This is a genomic window from Paenirhizobium cremeum, assembly GCF_022884085.1.
In the GTDB taxonomy this organism is placed as follows: domain Bacteria; phylum Pseudomonadota; class Alphaproteobacteria; order Rhizobiales; family Rhizobiaceae; genus Allorhizobium; species Allorhizobium cremeum.
The window spans coordinates 356,320-379,509 of the sequence record NZ_JAGGCS010000001.1 but is presented as its reverse complement, the minus strand read 5'-3'; the positions used below and the strand labels follow the sequence as shown (position 1 = coordinate 379,509).

The following is a 23,190-nucleotide window of genomic DNA, read 5'->3' as shown; positions in this document are numbered from 1 at the left end:
ATGGAATGATAGCGGCCGCCACATGGCCACAAAGTTGCCGCCTAACCCTGATTATCGTTTTGAAACGGCAGGTTACCGATTCGGCGGATGCACTTGTTCTTGCGGTCGGAACCGATCCGGCGTGTGTGAAAAAAGCTGGTGCTCGAAATGCAGGAGCGTCGGATTTTTCGTTAAAATCGGGCCGTTTGAAGCCGGGCGGTTAACGAAAGTAAACGCTTCATTAACCTTAATGTCGTTTTACTAAGACAACGGTCGAGGCGGCCGTCATCTGAGTCCGCTTCCGGCTTGAGGTCGATCAGTATGTTTTATTTTTTCCTGCGGGGGCGTTGATGAGTGGCAAGCATGTAGCCGTCCTGATGGGTGGCCTTTCCTCGGAGAGGCCGGTCAGCCTTTCTTCCGGGGCTGCCTGTGCGGAGGCGCTCGAATCCGTCGGCTACCGTGTGACCCGCGTCGATGTCGGACGCGATATCGGTCAGGTGCTTTCCGATCTTCGTCCGGATGTCGCTTTCAATGCGCTGCATGGCCCTTTCGGTGAGGATGGCACCATTCAGGGCGTTCTCGAATACCTGCAGATCCCCTATACGCATTCGGGCGTTCTGGCCTCGGCGCTGGCCATGGACAAGGCTCAGGCGAAGATCGTTGCGGCCAATGCCGGAATTCCGGTTGCCGAGGCGAAGGTGATGATGCGCTTCGACATCGGGACGGTACATCCGATTGCTCCGCCCTATGTGGTGAAGCCGGTTCGCGAAGGTTCCAGCTTCGGCGTCGTCATCGTCCGCGAGGATATGGCGCATCCACCCCAATCGTTGCAGTCCAGTGAGTGGCGCTATGGCGATCGGGTCATGGTCGAGCACTACGTTGCGGGGCGCGAGCTAACCTGTGGCGTCATGGGCGACAGGCCGCTTGGTGTGACGGAGATCGTGCCGCAGGGGCATAGCTTCTACGATTACGATTCCAAATATGTCGCCGGTGGTTCGCGGCACGTGCTTCCTGCAGAAATTTCACCGAAAATTTACCAAAAAATACAATCATTGGCACTTAAGGCGCATCAAGCAATCGGGTGCCGAGGGGTTAGTCGATCCGATTTTCGTTTCGATGATCGCCTTTCCGAAGACGGTGAGCTCATCTGGCTGGAGATTAATACCCAGCCTGGGATGACTCCGACGTCGCTGGTGCCTGAAATGGCTGCTCATATGGGTATGGGCTTCGGTGAATTTGTCCGGTGGATGGTGGAGGACGCGTCTTGTTTGCGGTAAGGGGCGATAGGTCAGGGGAGTTTGCGACGCATGCCGCGCATGCCTCTGCGGCTTCCGCGGAAGGTGTGGTTTTGCCGCGTCCGTTGCGGCGCGTCGTGCGCTTTGTCGTCAGCCTCTGCTCGGGGCGAATCGCAATCCCGGCCCATACGGGCAAGGTTTCTCTCGTTGGTTTTTACTCTGCCATTGTTGTTTACGGTGTGGTTGTCGGCGGGCATGGTCCTGCGGTCAATCAGGCGATCACGTCGTTTGCGGGTTTTGCGATCGAGGATGTAAAGGTTTCCGGCAACGAGCAGACCTCGGAGATCGACATTCTTCAGCTTCTTGGTCTCGATGGTTCGACGAGTCTTCTCGGTCTCGATATTGCGGCGGCTCGTCAGTCGCTCACCGAGTTGCCCTGGGTCGAATCGGCAGAGGTTCGCAAGGTGTATCCGTCCCGCGTCGAGGTCGCTCTTCGCGAGCGCAAGGCCTACGGAATCTGGCAGCATGGCACGGAGCTTTCCCTGATCGAGAAGTCCGGCAGCGTGATTGCGCCGCTGCGCGACAACAAGTTTGCAAGCCTGCCGCTTTTCGTGGGGCGTGATGCCGAGACGGCTGCTTCCGAAGTCGAGAAGGAGTTCGCCAGGTTTCCCGAGGTTGCCTCGCGGATCAAAGCCTATGTCCGCGTTGCCGGTCGCCGCTGGGATATCCACCTCGACAACGGTGTCGTGGTGAAGCTTCCGGAAGAAGGGGTTTCAGACGCTCTCGCCCGGCTTTCCCGTCTCGATGCGGAACAGCAGATTCTCTCCCGTGATATAGCGGCCGTCGATTTGCGGCTGCCCGATCGCACAACCGTTCAGCTGACGCCGGAGGCGCAGGAGCGCCGGTTGGCGGCGGTCGAGGAACGTCGCAAGGCACTCAAGAAGGCGGGGCAGAACATATGAATCTGTTCGGAAGCTCCCATTTCGGTCTCCCGCGCATCAAGCCGCTCTCTTCGAAGCGTACCCATGTGGTCTCGGTACTGGATATCGGCTCCAGCAAGGTCGTCTGCATGATCGGCCGGCTCACCCCGCGCAAGGAAAGCTCTGTCCTGCCCGGTCGCACGCATAACGTCGAAATCATCGGTATCGGTCACCAGCGCTCTCGCGGCGTCAAATCCGGGGTGATCGCCGATCTCGATGCCGTCGAAAACGTCGTTCGCCTGGCGGTGGACGCTGCCGAGCGCATGGCCGGGCTGACCGTCGAAAGCCTGATCGTCAACGTTTCTGCCGGCCGCATCGGTTCGGACGTTTATACGGCAACCATCGACCTCGGTGGACAGGAAGTCGAATCGGGCGACCTGCGCAAGGTTCTCGTTGCCGCCGGCCAGCAGTCGCAGGGTTCGGACCGGGCCGTGCTGCATTCTCTGCCGACGGGTTTCTCGCTGGATGGCGAACGTGGAATCCGCGATCCGCTCGGCATGTATGGCGACGCGCTCGGGGTCGACATGCATGTCGTGACGGCGGAGCGCGCCGCGCTTCGGAACCTCGAACTTTGCATCAACCGCGCTCACCTGACGGTCGAGGGCGTTGTTGCAACGCCTTATGCGAGCGGTCTTGCTGCCCTGGTCGACGATGAGGTCGAACTTGGCTGCGCCGCCATCGACATGGGTGGCGGCATGACGACGATCTCCGTCTTCGCCGAGGGCAAGCTGATCCATACCGATGCGATCGCGCTCGGTGGCCATCACGTCACCACCGACGTTGCGCGCGGTCTGTCGACCCGGATCGAAGACGCCGAACGTCTCAAGGTGGTCCATGGTTCCGCCCTTGCGAACGGCGCCGACGAGCGTGATGTGCTTTCCATTCCGCCGATCGGCGAGGATGATCGCGATCAGCCGACCCAGGTGCCGAAGGCGCTGCTGACGCGGATTATTCGCGCCCGCATCGAAGAGACTCTTGAACTTCTGCGTGATCGGATTCAGAAGTCGGGCTTCTCGCCGGTTGTCGGCAAGCGAGTCGTTTTGACGGGTGGCGCAAGCCAGCTGACGGGCCTTCCCGAAGCTGCGCGCCGCATCCTTGCCCGCAACGTGCGAATCGGGCGCCCAATGGGTGTCGCCGGCCTCCCGGCCGCGGCCAAGGGTCCCGCTTTTTCGACCGCTGTCGGATTGATGATTTATCCGCAAGTTGCAGATCAGGAGACCCATGCCGGGCAGGCGGGATTGTTCTCGCCCTTCGGTAACGGCAACAGCCGTATCGCCCGCATGGGCCAATGGCTGAAAGAGAGTTTTTGAGTTCAGTCCGTCGGTCCCGCAAGGCGGGCCGCCGGGCGAAAGAGTTGAAATGACATGGCCGGCGTGGCGATGCGGCCGGAAAGAGAAGGAACTGGTACCATGACCATCAAGCTGCAGAAGCCAGACATTACCGAGCTGAAGCCCAGGATCACCGTGTTCGGTGTCGGGGGCGGCGGCGGCAACGCCGTCAACAACATGATTACCGCGGGCCTACAGGGCGTCGACTTCGTCGTCGCCAACACGGATGCCCAGGCGCTGACCATGACGAAGGCGGAGCGCATCATCCAGCTCGGCGTCAACGTTACGGAAGGCCTCGGCGCCGGTTCGCAGCCGGAAGTCGGCCGCGCTGCCGCCGAAGAGTGCATCGATGAGATCATCGATCACCTGAACGGTACGCACATGTGCTTCGTCACCGCCGGCATGGGCGGCGGCACGGGTACCGGTGCAGCCCCGGTCGTCGCACAGGCAGCCCGCAACAAGGGCATCCTGACGGTCGGAGTGGTCACCAAGCCGTTCCACTTCGAAGGCGCCCGCCGCATGCGGCTCGCCGAACAGGGCATCGAGGAACTTCAGAAGTCCGTCGACACCCTGATCGTCATTCCGAACCAGAACCTCTTCCGCATCGCCAACGACAAGACCACCTTCGCCGACGCCTTCGCGATGGCCGACCAGGTGCTCTACTCCGGCGTTGCATGCATTACCGACCTGATGGTGAAGGAAGGTCTCATCAACCTCGACTTCGCCGACGTCCGCTCGGTCATGCGCGAAATGGGCCGTGCAATGATGGGTACAGGCGAGGCTTCGGGCCAGGGCCGCGCGATGCAGGCCGCGGAGGCAGCAATCGCCAACCCGCTGCTGGACGAAACCTCGATGAAGGGCGCTCAGGGCCTCCTGATCTCCATCACCGGTGGCCGCGACCTCACGCTCTTCGAAGTCGACGAAGCCGCGACCCGTATCCGCGAGGAAGTCGATCCGGATGCGAACATCATCCTCGGCGCGACCTTCGACGAAGCGCTGGAAGGCATCATCCGCGTTTCGGTCGTTGCGACCGGCATCGACCGTGCTGCCCTCGCTTCCAAGGGCTTCGAAGCTGCACCGCTTTCCAAGCCCGTTATGCGTCCTTCCGCGGCCGTTGCTCCGGCTCCGGCCGCATATCAGCCTGCAATGGCGCAGGCACCCAAGACCGTTGACCCGGTCGCCGAAACCATCCGCTCGGCTGAAGCCGAAATGGAGCGTGAACTTGAAATCGCCGTCGCCCGCCAGGCTGCAGCCACACCGGTTCAGCAGCCGGTTGCCGAACCGGAATTCCGTCCGGCCAGCCGCCTGTTCGCAACCCCGGTTGCGGAACCCGCACCGGCTCCGCGCATGGCGGAACCGATGCCTGCCCCGATGGTGAGCCGCCCGGTCGCTCCGATGGCTGCACCGGCCCCGCAGCCGATGGCTTCCGCTCCGCTCCGTCACGAGCCGGTTGTTCCGGTCGCCCGCCAGACGGTCGAGCAGGTCCGCATGCCGAAGGTCGAGGATTTCCCGCCGGTCGTCCGCGCCGAGATGGACCAGCGTGCCGCGCCGGCCGCTCACGACGAGCGCGGTCCGATGGGCCTGCTGAAGCGAATCACCAATTCGCTTGTCGGCCATCAGGAAGGCGAGCAGGTTGCCGCCGACGTTCCGGCGCCTGCTCCGGTCGCACAGCCTCAGCGTCGTCCGCTGTCGGCCGAGGCGAGCCTTTATGCTCCGCGCCGCGGTCAGCTCGACGACCAGGGTCGGCAGGTGCCGGCCGCGCGTGCTGACCATGGCGGTGACGACGAGCTGGAAATCCCGGCCTTCCTGCGTCGCCAGTCGAATTAAGGGCGGCCTTACGAAGCGAATTCGGAGCCCGGGCGAGAGCCCGGGCTTCCTTTGTTTCAGGCTGCAGTTCGCGGTGTAAATTGTCTTTTGTTTTCAAACTCATTGGATCGTAACAATCGGAAACGAACAGTGATTTGGAATGTCGGCGAGCCCGCCGTATGAAAGGATCGACACGTGGACAGGGTGCGCCGTGGGGCGGCTTGTCCGGAGAATGAAAGACCAGTCGCGCCAAGGCGCCGACGGCCGGAAGACAGAGGCAGTATTCATGGCAATCGCATTGCTCGGATTTCAGACGACCATCGCGGCACCGCTTAGCCTGACGGGCATCGGTGTGCATTCCGGGCGGTCGGTGACAATCAATCTTCAGCCTGCGGAAGCCGGCACCGGCATCGTCTTCGTGCGGTTGTTCGAAGACGGTACGCAGGCCGAATACAAGGCGGTTTCCTCGCAGGTCGGCAATACCGATCTTTGCACGGTGCTCGGCACCTCGCCGGCCCGCTCGGTCGCAACCATCGAACATGTCATGGCGGCCATCTACGCGCTCGGCATCGACAATCTCGTGATCGAGGTCGACGGTGCGGAAATGCCGATTATGGACGGCAGCTCCGAAGTTTTCATCGAGGCGATCGAGCAGGTCGGCATCAGCAATCTCGGCGTCAAGCGCCGCTATATCCGGGTCACCAAGCCGGTTCGTATCGAAGCCGGTGCTTCTTGGGCGGAGTTCCGTCCGTATGACGGGACCCGTTTCGAGGTCGAGATCGATTTTACGTCGCCGTTGATCGGTCGGCAGAGCTGGCAGGGCGACCTGACGGCTGCGACCTTCAAGAGCGAATTGTCGCGGGCCCGGACCTTCGGTTTCATGCGGGATGTGGAGCGTCTCTGGGCTGCCGGCTTTGCGCTTGGCTCCTCGCTGGAAAACTCGGTGGTCATTTCTGACGACGATACCGTCATCAATGTCGAGGGGCTTCGCTACGCGGACGAGTTCGTGCGCCACAAGACGCTCGACGCCGTTGGCGACCTTGCTCTTGCCGGTGCGCAGTTCATCGGCTGCTACCGTTCCTATCGCGGCGGCCACAAGCTCAACGCCAATGCATTGAAGGCTCTTCTGGAGAAACGCGACGCTTACGAAGTGGTCGAGGCTCCGGCCCGCAGCCAGCAGGCGAGGGCGCGTGAATTCGTCGCCGTCAATGTTCCGGAATTTGCTCCCTGGTCTGCCTGAGAGGGCGCAGCTTTCCTCGATTTCACAAGGGTTTCGTCGTTTTGTCCCGCCTTCTCCCGAGGGCGGGACGATACGTATTCAGCGCTTGCCGGTCGCTCCGGTCGAAGGTTGCGGACCAATTCCGGGTTTTCCTTCTGGATCGCCACAAAAATGCGTTAAATCGCGATCATTGCGTTGCTCTCCCGCCGCTTTTGTGGCTAGAAACGCCATTTGAAAGCGACGGCTTTTCAAACGGCGCTGCAATCGGGATCTGTCGAATGAGTCATTTAAGGTCGGTCACTGTGAAGAAAGCAGCACGTATTGCCAGCATTTGTGTGATGATGACTGTATCCGGCGGGTTGCTCGCCGCCTGCCAGTCCGATCCCGATATCGACATCACCAAGCTCGGCGTCGATACCGATCCGCCGGAAACCCTCTACAATCAGGGCCTTGCCAACATCAAGGCCGGCAATATGGCCGAAGCGTCGCGCAAGTTCGACGCCGTCGATGCACAGCATCCGTTCTCAGAGCCCGCCCGCAAGTCGCTGGTGATGAGCACCTTCGTGAAATACCGTCTGGCCCGCTACACCGAAGCGGTATCGACGGGCAACCGCTATCTCAATCTCTATCCGAAGTCCGATGACGCCGCCTACGTGCAGTATCTCGTCGGTCTGTCCTACTGGAAACAGATTTCCAACGTCACACAGGACCAGAAGAATTCGGTGAAGACCATCGAGGCGATGCAGAAGGTCGTCGACCAGTATCCCGATTCGGAATATGTCGACGATGCGCAGGCGAAGATCCGCTTCGCGCGCGACCAGCTCGCCGGCAAGGAGATGCAGGTCGGCCGTTATTATCTCGAGCGCAAGGAATATCTGGCCTCGATCTCCCGTTTCCGTACGGTCGTCGAAAAATATCCGAACACGAACCAGATCGAGGAAGCGCTGGCGCGCCTCGTCGAGGCCTATTACGCGATGGGCGTCGTGCAGGAAGCGCAGACCGCCGCGGCCGTTCTTGGCCACAACTATCCGGACAGCCAGTGGTACGCCGATTCCTACAAGCTGCTGCAGAGCGGCGGTCTGGAACCGCGCGAGAACGCGGGCTCGTGGATTTCGCGCGCCGGCAAGAAGCTCCTGCTCGGGAGCTGAGACACCCGCCATCCAGGTGAGATGAGGCATCCATGCTGGTCCAGTTGTCGATCCGCGATATCGTTCTGATCGAGCGGCTGGATCTTGCCTTCGAGGCGGGGCTGTCGGTTCTGACCGGCGAGACCGGCGCCGGCAAGTCCATCCTGCTCGACAGTCTTTCGCTTGCGCTCGGCGGGCGCGGCGATGGCTCCCTGGTGCGCCATGGCGAGGAGAAGGGGCAGGTCACCGCCGTCTTCGACGTCGAGGGCGATCATCCCGCCCGAACGCTCCTGCGCGGCAATGGCGTGGACGATGACGGCGATCTCATCTTTCGGCGTATCCAGTCGGCGGACGGTCGTACGCGCGCCTACATAAACGACCAGCCGGTTTCCGTGCAGCTGATGCGGCAGGCGGGGCAGTTGCTCGTCGAAATCCACGGACAGCATGACGACCGGGCGTTGGTCGACACCGATGCGCACCGGATGCTGCTCGATGCCTTTGCCGGGCTTTCCGACGATGTCGTCACCCTTGGCGACGCCTATCGTCGTTGGCGCGAGGCGGACCGGGTGCTGAAGGCGCACCGGGCTCGTGTCGAGGCCGCCGCCCGCGAGGCGGATTACTTGCGGGCTTCTGTCGAGGAACTCGAAAAGCTTGCCCCGGTGGATGGCGAGGAGGACGCGCTCGCCGAACGCCGCACGATCATGCAGAAGTCCGAGCGAATCGCCAGCGACATCTCGGAAGCGTCCGAGTTCCTGAACGGCCATGCCTCTCCCGTACCGCTGATCGCATCTCTGGTCCGCAGGCTGGAGCGCAAGAGCCATGAAGCGCCGGGCCTTCTGGAAGACACGGTTCAATTGCTCGACGCTGCGCTCGATCACCTTTCCAACGCTCAGATGGAGGTCGAGGCTGCGCTTAGACGTACCGAATTCGATCCCCATGAACTGGAGCGTGTCGAAGAAAGGCTTTTCGCCCTGAGGGCCGCGGGCCGGAAATATTCGGTATCCGTTGCTGACCTGCCGGCGCTGGCGGAAAAGATGGTAGGCGACCTTGCCGAACTGGATGCCGGCGAGGAGCGCCTCGGCGAGCTTGAGGCCGCCGTGGCGGCGGCGCGGGCGCATTACGATCATCTCGCGGTCGCCTTGTCCGACAAGCGCCGCAACGCCGCATCGGCGCTTTCCGAGGCGGTGATGGCGGAGTTGCCGGCGCTGAAGCTGGAGCGCGCCCGTTTCATGGTGGAAGTCGCGACCGATGCCGCTGCTGCGACCGCCGAGGGGATCGATACCGTCGAGTTCCACGTCCAGACGAACCCCGGAACCAGGCCCGGACCGATCATGAAGGTTGCCTCGGGCGGCGAACTCTCTCGCTTCCTGCTGGCGCTGAAGGTGGCGCTTGCCGATCGCGGTTCGGCGCCGACCCTGGTCTTCGACGAGATCGATACGGGCGTCGGCGGCGCGGTTGCCGATGCCATCGGTCAACGGCTGAAACGGCTTTCGGCAAAGGTGCAGGTTCTTTCCGTCACGCATGCGCCGCAGGTTGCTGCACGTGCCGGGACCCATCTGCTGATCTCCAAGGGGCCGACCGGTGAGGCGGGCGACAAGATCGCCACGCGGGTTGCGACCATGGAGCCGGAGCGGCGCCGGGAGGAGATTGCCCGCATGCTGGCAGGTGCCTCGATCACGGACGAGGCAAGGGCCGCTGCCGCCAAGCTTCTTGCTGGCGAGGGCTGACGGCCTGATCTGTTCCGATGCAAGGCGCAGATTGCTTTATCTGCCGAAACCTGTTTCCCTCGGGGCACGATGACAGGCGTTTTTGCGACCTACTGGGCTGAAATCCTTGCCGTTCTTTCCATTGTGCTGGGGACGGTGGCCGCCGTGCATGCCGCGATGACCAAGCGGGATGTCCGCTCAGCCATCGGCTGGGTTGGCATTATCCTTCTTTCTCCTCTGATCGGAACGCTGATCTATGCGGTCGCCGGCATCAACCGGGTGCGCCGCAAATCGCTGATTTCTCGCCGCACGCGGCGTTTCGAGGAACTCTGGAAGCGGCTTTCCGAATACGGCGTGCCGCGCGAGGCCATCACCCGGGATTTCGGTAGCCGCATGGGGGCGCTGAAATCGCTTGGCGATACCGTCGGCCATCATGCGCTCCTGTCCGGCAATCGGATCGAAGTTCTGGGCTCAGGCCGCGAGACTTACGCGGCGCTCTGCGCGGCGATCGACGGGGCCGAGAGGAGCGTCATCCTGGAGACCTATATCTTCGACCGTGACCGGATCGGGAAACGGGTCGCCGATTGTCTTGCGGCAGCGGTCGGGCGCGGTGTCGAGGTTCGGGTGCTGGTCGACGCCGTCGGCGCCCGTTACAGCGTCCCGAGTATCCTCGGTTACCTCAGGGAGCGCGGAGTTCCCGTCGCCGCGTTCAACGGCAAGGTCATCGTCGGCATGCGGCTGCCCTATGCGAACCTGCGCACCCACCGCAAGATCATGGTGGTCGACGGCAAGGTCGCCTTCATGGGCGGCATGAATATCCGTGCCGCCTTCGATGGCGAGGATGCCGCGCGCGACACCCATTTCAGGGTCACGGGGCCGATCGTGTCTGACATCTTCGCCGTGGCGGCGGAAGACCTGCACTTCGAGACTGGCGAGGTGCTGACGGGCGTCGCGTGGCAGTTGGCGGTCGATGATGCCGTGCCGGGTGGACCGGCTTTCGCGCGGACCGTGATATCCGGTCCGGACAGCCACATCGAAACCAATCACAAGATCCTGATGGGCGCCTTTTCCGTCGCGGAAAAATCGATCCGCATTATGTCGCCCTATTTTCTGCCTGATAACATCCTGCTTGCGGCTCTCGTCACGGCGGCGCGGCGCGGCGTGTTGGTCGAAATCGTCGTGCCTTCACAGAACAATCTGGCGATCGTCAGTCATGCGATGACCTCGCAGTTCGGGCAGATCCTCAAGGACGGCTGTCGAATCTATCGTGCTCCGGGGCCGTTCGACCATTCGAAACTGCTGACGGTGGACGGCCAATGGTCCTTCATCGGTTCCTCGAATCTCGATTCGCGCTCCCTGCGGTTGAACTTCGAGATCGACATGGAGGTCTTCGATCGGGACTTTGCCGCAGCCATCAATGCCCGTATCGATGCGGCGCTGGACGGCGCGGAATCACTTTCCTTCGAAGTCCTGGGATCACGACCGTTCCTGCTGCGTTTCTTCGATCGTATTCTCTGGCTCGGTTCTCCCTATCTCTGAGGCAGATGTCGGAGGTTCTGAAAAACTGCGGAAATTTGCCGCTGCCGTGTATTTGCTGTTGCGGTGCGGTATCCCGCATTTCACATTGGGGCCGTAAGCGCCGGGCAACGGTGCCAACGTCCGGTCGCCTCGGTCAGGCAGGACCGGGCATCGTGCCCGACAGTCGCATGGTAACGAGATGACGAAGACCAAAGGCAATCTCGCCAGGACAATGCTCGCTTCGATCCGCAATCGCGCAAACCGGGCGGTTGTTCGGCCTTTCGACGCGCGGGACGGGTCGCTGGTGGTCGCCTCCTACAACGTTCACAAATGCGTCGGCACCGACGGACGCTTCAATCCCGAGCGGATCATCGAGGTTATCAGCGAGATTGACCCGGACGTGATCGCGCTGCAGGAGGCCGACCAGCGTTTCGGCGAAAGGTCTGGCCTTCTCGATCTGCCGCGGCTTCGGCTGGAGACGGGTCTGATGCCTGTCCCGGTCCTGTCGAAACCGAAATCCCATGGCTGGCGCGGCAATGTGCTGCTGTTCAAGGAGGGGGTGGTCCGGGACGTGCATCAGGTGGCGCTGCCGGGGCTGGAGCCGCGGGGCGCGCTCGTCGCGGAGATCGATCTCGCGCGGGGCGAGGGATTGCGGGTGATTGCCGCGCATCTCGGCCTTCTGCGCTGGGCGCGCCGCCAGCAGGCGGACGTCATCCTCGATATCATGGACGGCCGGGAGGAGCGGCCGACCCTGCTGATGGGCGATTTCAACGAATGGCGGCTTGGCCCGGGTTCGGCGCTCACCCGCCTCGAATCGGTGTTCGGTCCGCTGCCGCCGGCGATCCCGAGTTTTCCCGCCCGGCTGCCGGTGCTTTCCCTTGACCGGATCATGGCGAATCGCGCCGGCCTCATTGCCGAGCTTGCCGTGCACGACACGCCGCTTGCCCGTCTGGCGTCTGACCACCTGCCGCTGACCGCGCGGCTCGATCTCGACGGGGTGTGACGCCCCCGCTTTTCATTCCGTCAATTTAGGCTAATACCGAAGGCGTCAATTTTCGGAGCATGGCCATGGCAAAGGATATCGTCGCAGTCGCTGATCTGACCGAGGAGCAGGCCGTTGCCGAACTGGCGCGACTGTCTGCGGAAATCGCCCGCCACGATGCTCTCTATCACGGCAAGGACCAGCCGGAGATTTCCGACGCCGATTACGATGCGCTGAAGCGGCGGAACGATGCCATCGAGGCCCGTTTTCCCGCACTCGTGCGTGCCGACAGCCCATCGAGGCGGGTGGGTGCCACGCCGCTGGCGACCTTTGCGCCGATCGTCCATGCCCGTCCGATGCTGTCGCTCGACAACACCTTTTCCGACGAGGATGTCGCCGATTTCATCGCTTCCGTCTACCGCTTCCTCGGGCGGCTGCCGGACAATTCCATCGCGTTCACCGCCGAGCCGAAAATCGACGGTCTCTCCATGTCGATCCGCTACGAAGGCGGCCGGCTCGTAACGGCCGCAACCCGCGGGGACGGCACCACGGGTGAGAATGTCACCGCAAATATTCTTACCATCAGGGAAATCCCGCGCCAATTGCCGCCGGATGCGCCAGATGTCGTTGAGGTGCGCGGCGAGGTCTACATGGCAAAGAGCGATTTCCTGGCGCTCAACGCGCAGATGGAGGCAGAAGGCAAGCAGACCTACGTCAATCCACGCAACACGGCTTCCGGTTCTCTTCGCCAGCTCGACCCGAAGGTGACGGAGAGCCGCAAACTGAAATTCTTCGCCTATGCCTGGGGCGACATGTCCGCCATGCCGGCCGACACGCAGATGGGCATGGTCGAGATGTTCCGCATGTGGGGTTTCCCGGTCAATCCGCTGATGAGGCGGCTTCATTCGACGGAGGAGATTCTTGCGCATTACCGGGAGATCGGCCTGATGCGCGCCGATCTCGACTACGATATCGATGGTGTCGTCTACAAGGTCGACCGGCTGGACCTGCAGGAGCGGCTGGGCTTCCGGTCGCGTTCGCCCCGGTGGGCGACGGCGCACAAGTTTCCGGCCGAGCAGGCCTTCACCACGGTCGAGAACATCGAGATCCAGGTCGGACGCACCGGCGCGCTTACGCCCGTTGCCCGGCTGGAGCCGATTACGGTGGGTGGCGTCGTGGTGACCAACGCGACGCTGCACAATGAGGATTATATCAAGGGCATCGGCAATTCCGGCGAGCGCATCCGTCCGGACGACCATGATATCCGTATCGGCGACACCGTCATCGTCCAACGTGCGGGAGACGTTATTCCGCAGGTCCTCGACATCGTGCCGGAAAAGAGGCCCGTAGGGGCCGTGCCTTATGCCTTCCCCAAGACATGTCCGGTCTGCGGCAGCCATGCCGTGCGCGAGCTGAACGAGAAGACCGGGAAGCTCGATTCCGTTACCCGCTGCACCGGTGGCTTCGTCTGCTCTGCGCAGGCGAAGGAGCACATAAAGCATTTCGTCTCGCGCAATGCCTTCGACATTGAGGGATTGGGGACGAAGCAGGTCGATTTCTTCTTCGAGAGCGAGGACCCGGCGATCCAGATCCGCACGGCGCCCGATATCTTCACGTTGCGCAGCCGGCAGGAGGCTTCACCGCTTACCAAGCTCGAAAACATCGAAGGCTTCGGCCGTGTGAGCGTGCGCAAGCTGTTCGATGCCATCGATGCGCGCCGCGAGATCGCGCTTCACAGGCTGATCTTCGCGCTCGGTATTCGCCATGTGGGCGAGACCACCGCCAAGCTTCTCGCCCGTTCCTACGGGTCCTATTCTGCCTTTGCCGAGGGCATGACGGCCGCGGCTCCGATGCATGGCGATGCCTGGAACGAACTCAATGCCATCGATGGTATCGGCGAGGTCGTCGCCGCCTCGATCGTCGAGTTCTTCAAGGAGCCACGCAACATGACGGTCGTCGAGCGGCTCCTGCAGGAGGTTCGGCCGCTCGATGCGGAAGCGCCTGCCACGAGCGGCAGCCCCGTTGCCGGCAAGACCGTTGTCTTCACCGGCTCGCTCGAAAAGTTCACGCGCGACGAAGCGAAGGCGAGGGCGGAGAGTCTGGGTGCAAAGGTGGCGGGTTCTGTTTCGAAGAAGACGGACTACGTGGTGGCCGGGCCCGGCGCCGGGTCCAAGCTCGACAAGGCCCGCGAGCTCGGCGTGACCGTCATGGACGAGGACGAGTGGTTGGCCCTGATCGGCGGTTGAACCCCGCCGCGTAGACACACGTTCCGCATTGCGCATGACCGGAAAAACAGGTGGAATAACTCAAAAGGATAAATTGCGTTACCCCCTCGAAATATAGGTCAATTGACGCTGAAAACGATGGGCCGGCTGGGGAGCCTGGGGGCGTCGAGACACCCCCCGTCGTTTGGTTCCGGACGAATGGACCACGGCGCTATGCGGCTTGTTGTGATAAATGATGTGTCGGTTGTTTTGGGAGGCGCGACAAAGGTCGCGATGCAATGCGTCGAGGCGGGTATAGCCGCCGGGATGAATTGTACGGTCCTTGTCGGAGACGACGGCGAAGGCGTGCGGACGCGCTTTCCCGAGGCGACGGTCGTCGCCCTCGGAGAGAGGCCGCTGCGCGATGGCGTCCGGGCGCGCGACGTCATTGACCGGAACTACAATATCCGCGCCTACGCCATGCTGGACCGCTTGCTGTCTGCAAGCGACGAGGAGACCGTGGTTCATGTCCACGGCTGGTCCCAGATCCTTTCCCCTTCCATCTTTCACGCCCTTGCCCGCCATCGCGTCCGGGTGATCGTGACCGCGCATGATTTCTTTCTCACCTGTCCGAACGGCGGCCGCCTGAATTTCCGCACCGGCGAGGTCTGTGAATACGAACCGATGTCGCCGTCCTGCCTTTCCAGCAATTGCGACAAGCGCAGCTACCTGCACAAATTGTGGCGCGTCGGCCGAATGCTGACCCAGCGTTCCGCCGGAGAGGCGTTCTGGAACGGGGTGGAGGTGATCCTTGCCCATGAGAACATGGAGAGACATCTCGGGGGCGGTCTGCTGCGGCATTTCCAGACGCTGCGCACTCCCTGCAAGCCGCTGACCGCCGGGCCGGTCAGAGCCTGGCACAACGACCGGGCGCTGTTTCTCGGTCGCATGACCTGGGAGAAAGGCGTGCGCACGCTGGCGGAAGCGCTGAACAGAAGCGGCCGGACCGCGACCCTGATCGGGCGCGGGCCATTGCTCGAAGAGATCCAGAATGCCTTGCCTCACTGTTACGTGCCTGGCTGGCTGGAGGACAGCGAGGTCGATCGGCTCGCCTCCGGAGCACGGTTCTTCATCATGCCCTCGCGGATGCCGGAACCCTATGGCCTGGTGGCTGCCGAGGCGATGATGAGCGGTATTCCGGTGATCGTCAGCAGCAATGCCCTGATCGCCGACGAGGTGGCGCGCAACAGCGCCGGGCTGGTCTTCGAGAGCGGCAATGCCGCATCGCTCGCCGAGAATATCGCGATGATGGACAGCGCCACCCTCGTGCGCCGCCTGAGCGAGGGAGCCTATGAATATGGCAAGCGGATTGCCCCGTCGGATGACGAATGGCGGCGCCGGCTCATCGAGATCTATCAGGGGGGCGTGTTCGCGGATGTGACGGGGGAGGAGACCGGCGTCATGCCCGAGGCAATGCGGGCAATCCACTGATCTATCGGCAATGCTGCGCCTCCGGGTGAGGCGGATCAGGCAAAGTTGTGAAGGCGCAGCGGGGAGGCAGGGAAACGATGGCAAGGGCTTTGGTCACCGGCGGTGCCGGTTTCGTTGGACGTCATATCTGCACCAGGCTTCTGGATGAGGGGATGGATGTCGTGTGCGTGGACAGCCTTGCCCCGGCAACCGGCGCCCTTCGCCCCGAGCGCTGGCCCTTTCCGCCGAAGGGCGACTTCACCTTCGTCCCCCAGGATTGTCGCGATTATTTCGCCCGTTCTGCCGAGCGTTTCGATTATGTCTATCATCTTGCCGCAATGGTCGGCGGAAGGCTCATGATGGAGACGCAGGCGCTTTGCGTTGCCGAGGACCTCTCCATCGACGCGCAGATGTGGAAGTGGGCGGCGGAAACCCGACCCGGCTGCGTTGTGTTCTTCAGCTCCAGTGCCGCCTATCCGGTCGCGCTGCAGCGCCCGGCCGGACATGTCATGCTGCGCGAAGACATGATTTCGTTCGAAAATGGGCTCGGCGTGCCGGATCTCAGTTACGGATGGGCGAAGCTTACGGGCGAGTTCCTGATGAAACTCTATGTCGAGCGCTATGGCGGGCGCGCAGTCGCCTATCGCCCGTTCAGCGGCTATGGCGAGGATCAGGATCTCGCCTATCCCTTTCCAGCGATATGCAAGCGGCTGATGGAAGAAAAAGGGCGGGACGAGGTGTTCGTCTGGGGTTCCGGCCGGCAATGCCGGGACTTCATCCATATCTCGGATTGCGTGGATTTCATCTGGCGAACCGTTGACCGGCTGCCTTCAGGGGCAAGCCTCAATCTGTCGACGGGTGTCGCCACTTCGTTCATCGCACTGGCCGAGGACGTGGCACTTCAGATCGGATGGCAGCCAAAGGTTTCCGGTCTTTCCGACAAGCCGGAGGGCGTCTTCTTTCGCTGTGGCGATACCGGCTTGCAGTCCGAATACGGACTTTCACCGTCGATCGGCCTCAGGGATGGCATCGCGCGCATGCTGGAGCATCTGAGGTTTGCCGCCGGAAAGGCAGCGTGAGCCCGAACGCAAGGGGACGGGCTCACCGGGTCTTCAGCCGTTCGGTCGGCTTTTCTTTTTCGGCTTGCGGTCGGGGCCGCTTCCGGTGCGGTCGTCAAAACCGCGATCCTTGAACTTGCCGCCGGGCTTTCCCTGCTTGCCAGCCCAGTCGCTCTTGGCGGGCTTATCCCAATTGCGATTGTCGCCGGCACCGGCGGCCTTCGGCTTTTTACCGAAGGGTTTCTTGCCGAAGTCGCGGTCGCTTTCGGGCTTGCGGGCAGGTGCATCGCCCCAAACCTCGGCATCGGCCTTTACCATGTCGTCGTCGAAGCGACGCTTGCCGGCGGGCTTGTCACCGTAAGGCTTCCTGTCGCCGAAGCCGCGCTTTTCGCCATAGTTTTTCTTGTGGCCGAATTCGCTCTTCTCGCGGAAGGAGCGTTCCTTCGGCGATGCATTGAAGTCCGGGATACCGTCGAGCGGCTTGACGCTGATGCCGCGGTCGATGGTCTTGTTGGGGCCGAGCGCCGCGAGGAAATGGTCTGCGCTGTCGGAGGCGATTTCGACGAAGGTTTCCTCCGGCTGCATCTTGATCGCGCCGATATCCGCCTTGGAGATCTGGCCGTGGCGGCAGAGCATGGGGATCAGCCAACGCGGTTCGGCGTTCTGGCGCCGGCCGACCGATAGCGAGAACCAGACGCTCGGGCCGAAGTTTTCACGCGGACGCAACTCGCTGCGTTCCGTGCGCGGCGTGTCCTGCCCGTCGCGTTCGCGGCGCTTGCGCTCGGGAGCCACGGAGACGTCGATCAGGTCTTCCGGTGCGGAGCGGCCGTTGCGGTAGAGCCGGACGAAAGCGGCAGCCACCTGTTCGGCGCCATGCTTTGCCAGCAATTCGCCGATGGTGGCTGCTTCGTCTTCCGTCGCCTTGTCGAGGAAAAGCGGATCGGCGAGAAGGCGTTCATCGTCGCGCCGGATGACTTCGTCGGCCGACGGCGGCTTGGCCCAGTTCGCGGCGATCTTGGCGTTGTCCAGCAGGCGCTCCGCCTTGCGGCGATTGCTGGCCGGCACGATCAGGGCGGAGACGCCCTTGTTGCCGGCGCGGCCGGTGCGGCCGCTGCGGTGAAGAAGGGTTTCCGGATTGCTCGGCAGGTCGGCATGGATGACCAGTTCCAGGCCGGGCAGGTCGATGCCGCGGGCGGCGACGTCGGTTGCTATGCAGACCCGGGCGCGGCCGTCGCGCATCGCCTGAAGCGCGTGGGTGCGTTCGTTCTGGCTAAGCTCGCCCGAAAGCGCAACGACGGAGAAGCCGCGATTATGCAGCCGGGACGTCAGGTGATTGACCGCCGCACGGGTCGAGCAGAACACGATGGCGTTACGCGCCTCGTAATAGCGCAGCACGTTGATAATCGCGTTTTCCTTGTCGGAGGGCACGACGACGAGCGCGCGGTAGTCGATATCGACATGCTGCTTCTTTTCGCCGGCGGTGGCGATGCGCTTCGCGTCGCGCTGGTAGTTGCGGGCGAGATCAGCGATCGACTTCGGCACGGTCGCCGAAAACATCAGCGTCCGGCGATCCTCCGGCGCAGATTCGAGAATAAACTCCAGATCCTCGCGGAAGCCGAGATCGAGCATCTCGTCGGCTTCATCCAGCACCACGGCGCGGATGCCGGACAGATCGAGCGAATTGCGGGTGATATGGTCGCGAAGGCGACCCGGCGTGCCGACGACGATGTGGGCGCCGCGTTCGAGCGCGCGCCGTTCATTGCGAATGTCCATGCCGCCGACACAGGAGGCGATCGTCGCGCCGGTCATCTCGTAGAGCCATTCGAGTTCCCGCTTGACCTGCAGCGCCAGTTCGCGCGTCGGAGCGATGGCGAGCGCAAGCGGCGTTGCGGCGCGGCCGAAGCGGGTCTCGCCGCTGAGAAGAGTGGTGGCAAGCGCCAGCCCGAAGGCGACTGTCTTGCCGGACCCCGTCTGGGCCGAAACCAGGGCATCGGCGCCGGCAAGCTCCGGGTCCAGCATCGCCTGCTGAACCGGGGTGAGGGTGGCATAGCCGCGTTTCGACAATGCCTCGGCGATCGGCGGCGCGATGCCGTCAAATTCTGTCATAGAACCGTCTTTCGAACGTAAGTGTTGCGCATCCCGGCCGATGCGTTTCGGGCGCGTTCACGCGCCGCATCCGCCAGGGGCGGGCCGGATTTCAGCCGTTCCTATAAGGCATTGGCCCGGATGTACAGGGGGAACGGGCTATAAAAGCGTCCGAGACGCCACCCAAGGCCTGCATTTGCAGAATTGGAAGCGGATCGAGTTGCCCGAATCCTTGTCGCAGCCTATGCCAGTCGGATGCAGTATTCATCGCCCCTTGCCGGGAAAGCCATCGCCATCGATTTCGAGACCGCGAACGAAGAGCGCGGCAGTGCTTGTTCGGTCGGGCTCGCCTTCATCGAGAACGGCGAGGTCGTACGGGTGGAAGAGCGGCTCATCAGGCCGAAAACCATGCGCTTCTCGCCATTCAACGTCGCCATTCACGGCATTCGGCCGGAAGACGTGAAGGATGCCGGCGAGTTCCCTGAAGTGATGGAGGAATTCGCCGACGATTTTGAGGGGGCGCTGATGATCGCGCACAACGCCGCTTTCGACTTTTCCGTCTGGCGCGCCGCGCTCGATGCCTATCGTCAACCCTATCCGGAGCTTTCCTATATCTGTAGTGTCAAGCTGTCGCAGCGCGTCTGGCCGGAACTCGGTTCGCACCGCCTGAACGTGCTCGCCGCACATCTCGGCCTGACCTTTTCCCACCACAATGCCGCGGAGGACGCCCATGTCTGCGCGCTTGCCGCGATCGCCATGGCCAGACAGGCGCGTGCGGCTGGAATCAGGGAGCTCGCGGCAAGCCTCGGTATCGCACCGGGGCGGCTTTACCGCGGGGGCTACGAGGCATGTTCCGTTCGCCGCAGGCCGAAAGCCGCTTCCGTCTTGTAAGGCCGTGTGCCACGCTTATCTCAATTGTGTGTCACGACCGGAGGTTTCCATGTCGCTCAGATCCCATATTCTTGCCGTTGGCATCCTGCATTCGGCCCTTGCCTCTCCCGCCTCCGCCGAAGTGGTCGGCAAGGTCGGCGTCGACTGGGTTGGCAACGATATCGTCGTGGAGGCGGTTACCGATCCCAAGATCAAAGGGGTGACCTGTCACGTCACCTATTTCGACCGTTCGATCATCGACCGTCTGTCGAAGGGCAATTGGTTCGAGGACCCCTCGAACAACTCGATCGCCTGCCGCCAGACCGGGCCGATCGAGATCGGCGACATCGACTTGTCGAAGGATGGCGAGGAAGTGTTTCGGGAGGGCATGTCCCTCATCTGGAAACAGCTCGTGGTCAACCGAATTTACGACAAGGCCAATGACACGCTGATCTATCTCATCCATTCGCGTCAGGTTGTCGACGGTTCCGCCAAGATGGCGATTTCGACGGTGCCCTTGTTCAACGAACCCGTCACCTGGACCAAAGGTAAACCGCAATAACCCCTAATTTCGATGGGATCGGTATGATTGTGCCAAAAATGGTCGATTTAAAAGACGATTGAACCGGCTTTTTGTGAGCGGCGTCACTTCCGTTTACTTGAGCAGTTTGCAAAAGTTCTGGCGGCATTGGCGGACGGTCGTGTCACCCCATTTTTCGGCCGTTGTCTGTTCATGTCTTGCCAGACCGCGGGGGTGCGCCTCTCGGACTCCAGTTGAGAAGCTGCGTTTCGGATGATCTTCATCCCGGAACGCAGCTTTTTTCGTTTCAGCTTCCGCAACGAAATCCCCCGCAACGATTGAAGAACTGGCGGAACTCCGAAAAGGGTGGCGCAAGAAAACACCCGCAGTTCCGGAGGCCGGGACTGCGGGCGAGGGAAGAGCCTCCAGGCACATCGCGCAAGAGTGTGCAGCGGTTTCGCGATGGCGACGGCCACACGATGCGAGCCGCGGGACAGCGGCGCGCATCAGGCCGACGGTCAGGCCGCCTGGGCGAGTTCGTCGGCGATGACGGTGTCGAGGTTGAGGAAGCAGACCATCGACTTTTCCAGGGCGACGATGCCGCGGCAGAAGGCGCGCTGTTCTTCCGGAATGATTTCCGGAGCGGGCTGCAGGTCCTCGGCCTTGATTGTCATCATGTCGGAAACCTGCTCGACCAGCAGGCCGACCAGCTTGCCGGCGATGTCGGTGACGATGATGGCGGCGCGCTCGGACGGTTCCGTCATCTTCATGCCGAGGCGGCAGGCCATGTCGATGACCGGGATCACTGCGCCGCGCAGATTGATGAGGCCGAGCACGTAAGGCGGGGTGTGGGGCATCGGGGTCACAGGCGCCCAACCGCGAATTTCGCGGATCGCCATGATATCGATGCAGAATTCCTGGTCGCCCAGGTGAAAGGATACGATTTCGAGGTAGGCCCCGGACTGCTTGATGGCATTGCTCATGGTCAGAACTCTTCCCAGTTTTCGGCGGCCGCGGTCTGGCTGGATGCGGCGGTGCTGCGGTTGAATGTCCCCGCGACCCTGGCGACCAGATTGCGCGCGGGGGACGGTTGCGGAACCGCGGCGGCGGTGACCGTCGCGGGCTTGGCGGAAACGAGGCTCGCCTCTCCGCCCATGTTGAACTGGCTGACGAGACGCGAAAGGTTTTCCGCGTCGCCGGCAAGCGTGTGGCTGGCTGCATTGGTCTGTTCGACCATGGCGGCGTTCTGCTGGGTCACCTGGTCCATCTGGCTGACGGCGGAGTTGATCTCGCTCAGACCCACCGACTGTTCGCGGGCGGAGGTGAAGATAGCCTTCACATGCTCGTTGATGCGGTGCACGTCCTCGCCGATCCGATGCAGGGCTTGGCCCGTTGCCGTCACCAGTTCGACACCGGTCTTGACCTCGGTGCTCGACCGGCCGACGAGGTTCTTGATGTCGCGGGCGGCCTCGGCCGCACGGCCGGCCAGCGCGCGAACCTCCTGTGCCACGACGGCGAAACCCTTGCCGGCATCACCGGCACGAGCTGCCTCGACGCCGGCGTTCAGCGCCAGAAGGTTCGTCTGGAAGGCGATTTCATCGACCACATTGATGATCTTGCCGATCTCGCCGGTCGCATCCTCGATGCGCTCCATGGCGGCCATGGCGTCGTTGACGACGGCGCCGGATTTTTCCGCATAGTCCTTGGCGTGGTCGACCATCTGGCTCGCCTCTTCGGCGCGTTCGGTGGCGTTGTGAACGGTGGAGGTGATTTCGTCGAGAGCCGCGGAGGTCTGTTCGAGCGAAGCCGCCTGTTGCTCGGTGCGCCGGGCGAGATCGTCAGCGGCGCTGCGCATCTGCTGGCTGTTTGCCCGGATCGACGCACTGTTGGCCGCAATCTCGGACATCACGCGCTGGAGATGGCTGGCCACCTGGTTGAAGTCGAGGCGCAGGCGGTCGAGATCGCCATGGAAGGGTTCGCCGATGCTAACGGAAAGATCGCCTTCGGACAGCCGGTTGAGGCCAAGGGCGAGCTGGTCCACGGCCTGCTTGATCGCGCGGCTGTCGGACGCCATTGCCGCTGCGCGGCTTTCGCGCTCGGCATCGTTCTGCTTCCGGGTCTGTTCGGCGGATGTCTCAAGTTCCTGCTTGTCGATCGCCGCCTTGCGGAAGACGTCGGCCGCGCGGGCCATGTCCCCGATCTCGTCCCTGCGCTCGACCGCATCCACCGCGGTTGTCAGGTCGCCGTCGACGATGCGCTGCATCGCGCCGCGTACCGCGCGAATTCCATTGACGATGGCATTGCCGTGCACGATCTGCAGCGTGCAAACGCTGAGAAAGGCCAAAAGCCCGAGGATAAGCTGGCTGTGAAGGGAGGAGCTTGTCCGTTCGGTCGCCTGCGCGACACGATCCTCAACCGCGTTGGCGGTTGCCTCCGACAGATCGTCGAGCGTCTTGCCGAGGCGTTCCCCCGCTTCGTCGATCACATCGTCGATGTGGGCATAAGCCTCTTCCGCCGCCCCGTTTTCGACCAGTTGCTTGAGGTCGACGGAGATGGCCTGGACGAGCGCTGTCCTGTCCTTGTCGTAGTTCGAAACAAGCGCCGCGTTGCCCGTGGCCTCGGCGACGGATTTCAAGGTGGCCGCGCCATCCGCGAGGACTGCCGAGGCCTGCGCAATGATTTCCATCCGCTCCGGCTGAACAGTACGCTCGCCGCGATCGATGATGGTGTCCATTGCCGCAAGGGTCAGATGCGTATTCGCGAGCCGCATCTCGTTGAGGCGCTCGAGGTCGGCCGAAAGAGCGACTGAGCGCCGCAAGGCCGTGTCGACGCTGGTGTTTTCCCACCAGCCGACGGCCAGCATAGAACCTATCCCAAAAACCGCCGCTGCGCCGAGCGTCATCAAACGCTGGCGAACCGACAGGCGTGTTCCCGATATGAACTCCAGCATGCGCCTCCCCGAAATCCGGCTGTCGCGGATCGGTTTCGTCCGCGATGTCGTTCCTGCATGCTGAGACCCGAGGAGGAGATTGCATATCCCGGTGGACGTGATGTCCGAATGACCTGAGCAGTCATCTCGCGAACCCGAAGATTCGCCAATATT

17 protein-coding genes are annotated in these 23,190 nt (G+C 62.5%); 14 read left to right on the top strand and 3 right to left on the bottom strand.

The features are described 5' to 3' along the window. Positions 1-329: 329 nt before the first annotated feature. From J5N58_RS01860 to J5N58_RS01805, 12 genes are all read left to right on the top strand, one after another. On the top strand, positions 330-1,256 hold the full coding sequence (locus tag J5N58_RS01860; protein WP_112828029.1) for a D-alanine--D-alanine ligase: 927 nt from the start codon (positions 330-332) through the stop codon (positions 1,254-1,256). Continuing rightward, positions 1,244-2,176, top strand: coding sequence for a cell division protein FtsQ/DivIB (locus J5N58_RS01855; protein WP_244709380.1), 933 nt, complete (start codon positions 1,244-1,246; stop codon positions 2,174-2,176). The genes J5N58_RS01860 and J5N58_RS01855 overlap by 13 nt, the downstream gene beginning before the upstream one ends. Then, positions 2,173-3,504, top strand: coding sequence for a cell division protein FtsA (gene ftsA, locus J5N58_RS01850; protein WP_112828031.1), 1,332 nt, complete (start codon positions 2,173-2,175; stop codon positions 3,502-3,504). Before J5N58_RS01855 ends, ftsA begins: the two co-directional genes overlap by 4 nt. A 99-nt stretch (positions 3,505-3,603) precedes the next feature. Next, positions 3,604-5,349: a cell division protein FtsZ gene (ftsZ, locus tag J5N58_RS01845; protein WP_244709378.1), complete on the top strand. Its 1,746-nt coding sequence runs from the start codon at positions 3,604-3,606 to the stop codon at positions 5,347-5,349. Between the two features lie 265 nt (positions 5,350-5,614). Then, positions 5,615-6,568 carry a UDP-3-O-acyl-N-acetylglucosamine deacetylase gene (gene lpxC / locus J5N58_RS01840; RefSeq protein ID WP_244709376.1) on the top strand — a complete coding sequence of 318 codons (954 nt, stop codon included), beginning with the start codon at positions 5,615-5,617 and terminating at the stop codon, positions 6,566-6,568. A gap of 317 nt (positions 6,569-6,885) precedes the next feature. Further along, the gene (locus J5N58_RS01835) at positions 6,886-7,695 is read left to right on the top strand and encodes an outer membrane protein assembly factor BamD (protein WP_425314441.1); all 810 of its coding nucleotides are present in this window, start codon (positions 6,886-6,888) and stop codon (positions 7,693-7,695) included. A 32-nt stretch (positions 7,696-7,727) separates the two neighbouring features. Next, positions 7,728-9,401 (top strand): DNA repair protein RecN, encoded by a 1,674-nt coding sequence (gene recN / locus J5N58_RS01830; RefSeq protein ID WP_113443513.1) that lies wholly within the window; start codon positions 7,728-7,730, stop codon positions 9,399-9,401. Between the two features lie 69 nt (positions 9,402-9,470). Then, positions 9,471-10,919, top strand: a complete 1,449-nt coding sequence (locus tag J5N58_RS01825; protein WP_112828035.1) for a phospholipase D-like domain-containing protein — start codon at positions 9,471-9,473, stop codon at positions 10,917-10,919. Between the two features lie 178 nt (positions 10,920-11,097). Further along, a complete protein-coding gene (locus J5N58_RS01820) occupies positions 11,098-11,901 on the top strand; it encodes an endonuclease/exonuclease/phosphatase family protein (protein WP_113339049.1) in 804 nt (267 codons plus the stop codon). 65 nt (positions 11,902-11,966) lie between these two features. Continuing rightward, entirely contained in the window at positions 11,967-14,126 is a 2,160-nt protein-coding gene (gene ligA, locus J5N58_RS01815; RefSeq protein ID WP_112828037.1) for an NAD-dependent DNA ligase LigA, read from the top strand. Positions 14,127-14,243: 117 nt separating this feature from the next. Further along, entirely contained in the window at positions 14,244-15,575 is a 1,332-nt protein-coding gene (locus J5N58_RS01810; RefSeq protein WP_425314446.1) for a glycosyltransferase family 4 protein, read from the top strand. 77 nt (positions 15,576-15,652) lie between these two features. Next, entirely contained in the window at positions 15,653-16,633 is a 981-nt protein-coding gene (locus J5N58_RS01805) for an NAD-dependent epimerase/dehydratase family protein (protein ID WP_113443512.1), read from the top strand. A 33-nt stretch (positions 16,634-16,666) separates the two neighbouring features. Here J5N58_RS01805 and J5N58_RS01800 read toward each other — a convergent pair whose 3' ends face one another. After that, positions 16,667-18,718 (bottom strand): DEAD/DEAH box helicase, encoded by a 2,052-nt coding sequence (locus tag J5N58_RS01800; RefSeq protein ID WP_113466314.1) that lies wholly within the window; start codon positions 18,716-18,718, stop codon positions 16,667-16,669. A gap of 234 nt (positions 18,719-18,952) precedes the next feature. On the opposite strand from J5N58_RS01800, the gene J5N58_RS01795 reads away from it, so the two are divergent. Further along, entirely contained in the window at positions 18,953-19,588 is a 636-nt protein-coding gene (locus J5N58_RS01795; RefSeq protein WP_113466313.1) for a 3'-5' exonuclease, read from the top strand. A gap of 49 nt (positions 19,589-19,637) precedes the next feature. After that, positions 19,638-20,129, top strand: coding sequence for a CreA family protein (locus tag J5N58_RS01790; RefSeq protein WP_112828040.1), 492 nt, complete (start codon positions 19,638-19,640; stop codon positions 20,127-20,129). Between the two features lie 476 nt (positions 20,130-20,605). On the opposite strand, the gene J5N58_RS01785 is transcribed toward J5N58_RS01790, so the two are convergent. Further along, complete coding sequence (locus tag J5N58_RS01785; protein WP_099058254.1) at positions 20,606-21,070, bottom strand: chemotaxis protein CheW; 465 nt, start codon at positions 21,068-21,070, stop codon at positions 20,606-20,608. 2 nt (positions 21,071-21,072) lie between these two features. After that, entirely contained in the window at positions 21,073-23,037 is a 1,965-nt protein-coding gene (locus J5N58_RS01780; RefSeq protein ID WP_112828041.1) for a methyl-accepting chemotaxis protein, read from the bottom strand. Positions 23,038-23,190: the final 153 nt, after the last annotated feature.

What these genes read in the sequence shown, in the direction of transcription:
- J5N58_RS01860 (WP_112828029.1), top strand. Translation starts at nt 330, where the DNA reads ATGAGTGGCAAGCATGTAGCCGTCCTGATGGGTGGCCTTTCCTCGGAG.
- ftsA (WP_112828031.1), top strand. Translation starts at nt 2,173, where the DNA reads ATGAATCTGTTCGGAAGCTCCCATTTCGGTCTCCCGCGCATCAAGCCG.
- ftsZ (WP_244709378.1), top strand. Translation starts at nt 3,604, where the DNA reads ATGACCATCAAGCTGCAGAAGCCAGACATTACCGAGCTGAAGCCCAGG.
- lpxC (WP_244709376.1), top strand. Translation starts at nt 5,615, where the DNA reads ATGGCAATCGCATTGCTCGGATTTCAGACGACCATCGCGGCACCGCTT.
- J5N58_RS01835 (WP_425314441.1), top strand. Translation starts at nt 6,886, where the DNA reads ATGATGACTGTATCCGGCGGGTTGCTCGCCGCCTGCCAGTCCGATCCC.
- recN (WP_113443513.1), top strand. Translation starts at nt 7,728, where the DNA reads ATGCTGGTCCAGTTGTCGATCCGCGATATCGTTCTGATCGAGCGGCTG.
- J5N58_RS01825 (WP_112828035.1), top strand. Translation starts at nt 9,471, where the DNA reads ATGACAGGCGTTTTTGCGACCTACTGGGCTGAAATCCTTGCCGTTCTT.
- J5N58_RS01820 (WP_113339049.1), top strand. Translation starts at nt 11,098, where the DNA reads ATGACGAAGACCAAAGGCAATCTCGCCAGGACAATGCTCGCTTCGATC.
- ligA (WP_112828037.1), top strand. Translation starts at nt 11,967, where the DNA reads ATGGCAAAGGATATCGTCGCAGTCGCTGATCTGACCGAGGAGCAGGCC.
- J5N58_RS01810 (WP_425314446.1), top strand. Translation starts at nt 14,244, where the DNA reads ATGGGCCGGCTGGGGAGCCTGGGGGCGTCGAGACACCCCCCGTCGTTT.
- J5N58_RS01805 (WP_113443512.1), top strand. Translation starts at nt 15,653, where the DNA reads ATGGCAAGGGCTTTGGTCACCGGCGGTGCCGGTTTCGTTGGACGTCAT.
- J5N58_RS01800 (WP_113466314.1), bottom strand. Translation starts at nt 18,718, where the DNA reads ATGACAGAATTTGACGGCATCGCGCCGCCGATCGCCGAGGCATTGTCG.
- J5N58_RS01795 (WP_113466313.1), top strand. Translation starts at nt 18,953, where the DNA reads ATGCAGTATTCATCGCCCCTTGCCGGGAAAGCCATCGCCATCGATTTC.
- J5N58_RS01790 (WP_112828040.1), top strand. Translation starts at nt 19,638, where the DNA reads ATGTCGCTCAGATCCCATATTCTTGCCGTTGGCATCCTGCATTCGGCC.
- J5N58_RS01785 (WP_099058254.1), bottom strand. Translation starts at nt 21,070, where the DNA reads ATGAGCAATGCCATCAAGCAGTCCGGGGCCTACCTCGAAATCGTATCC.
- J5N58_RS01780 (WP_112828041.1), bottom strand. Translation starts at nt 23,037, where the DNA reads ATGCTGGAGTTCATATCGGGAACACGCCTGTCGGTTCGCCAGCGTTTG.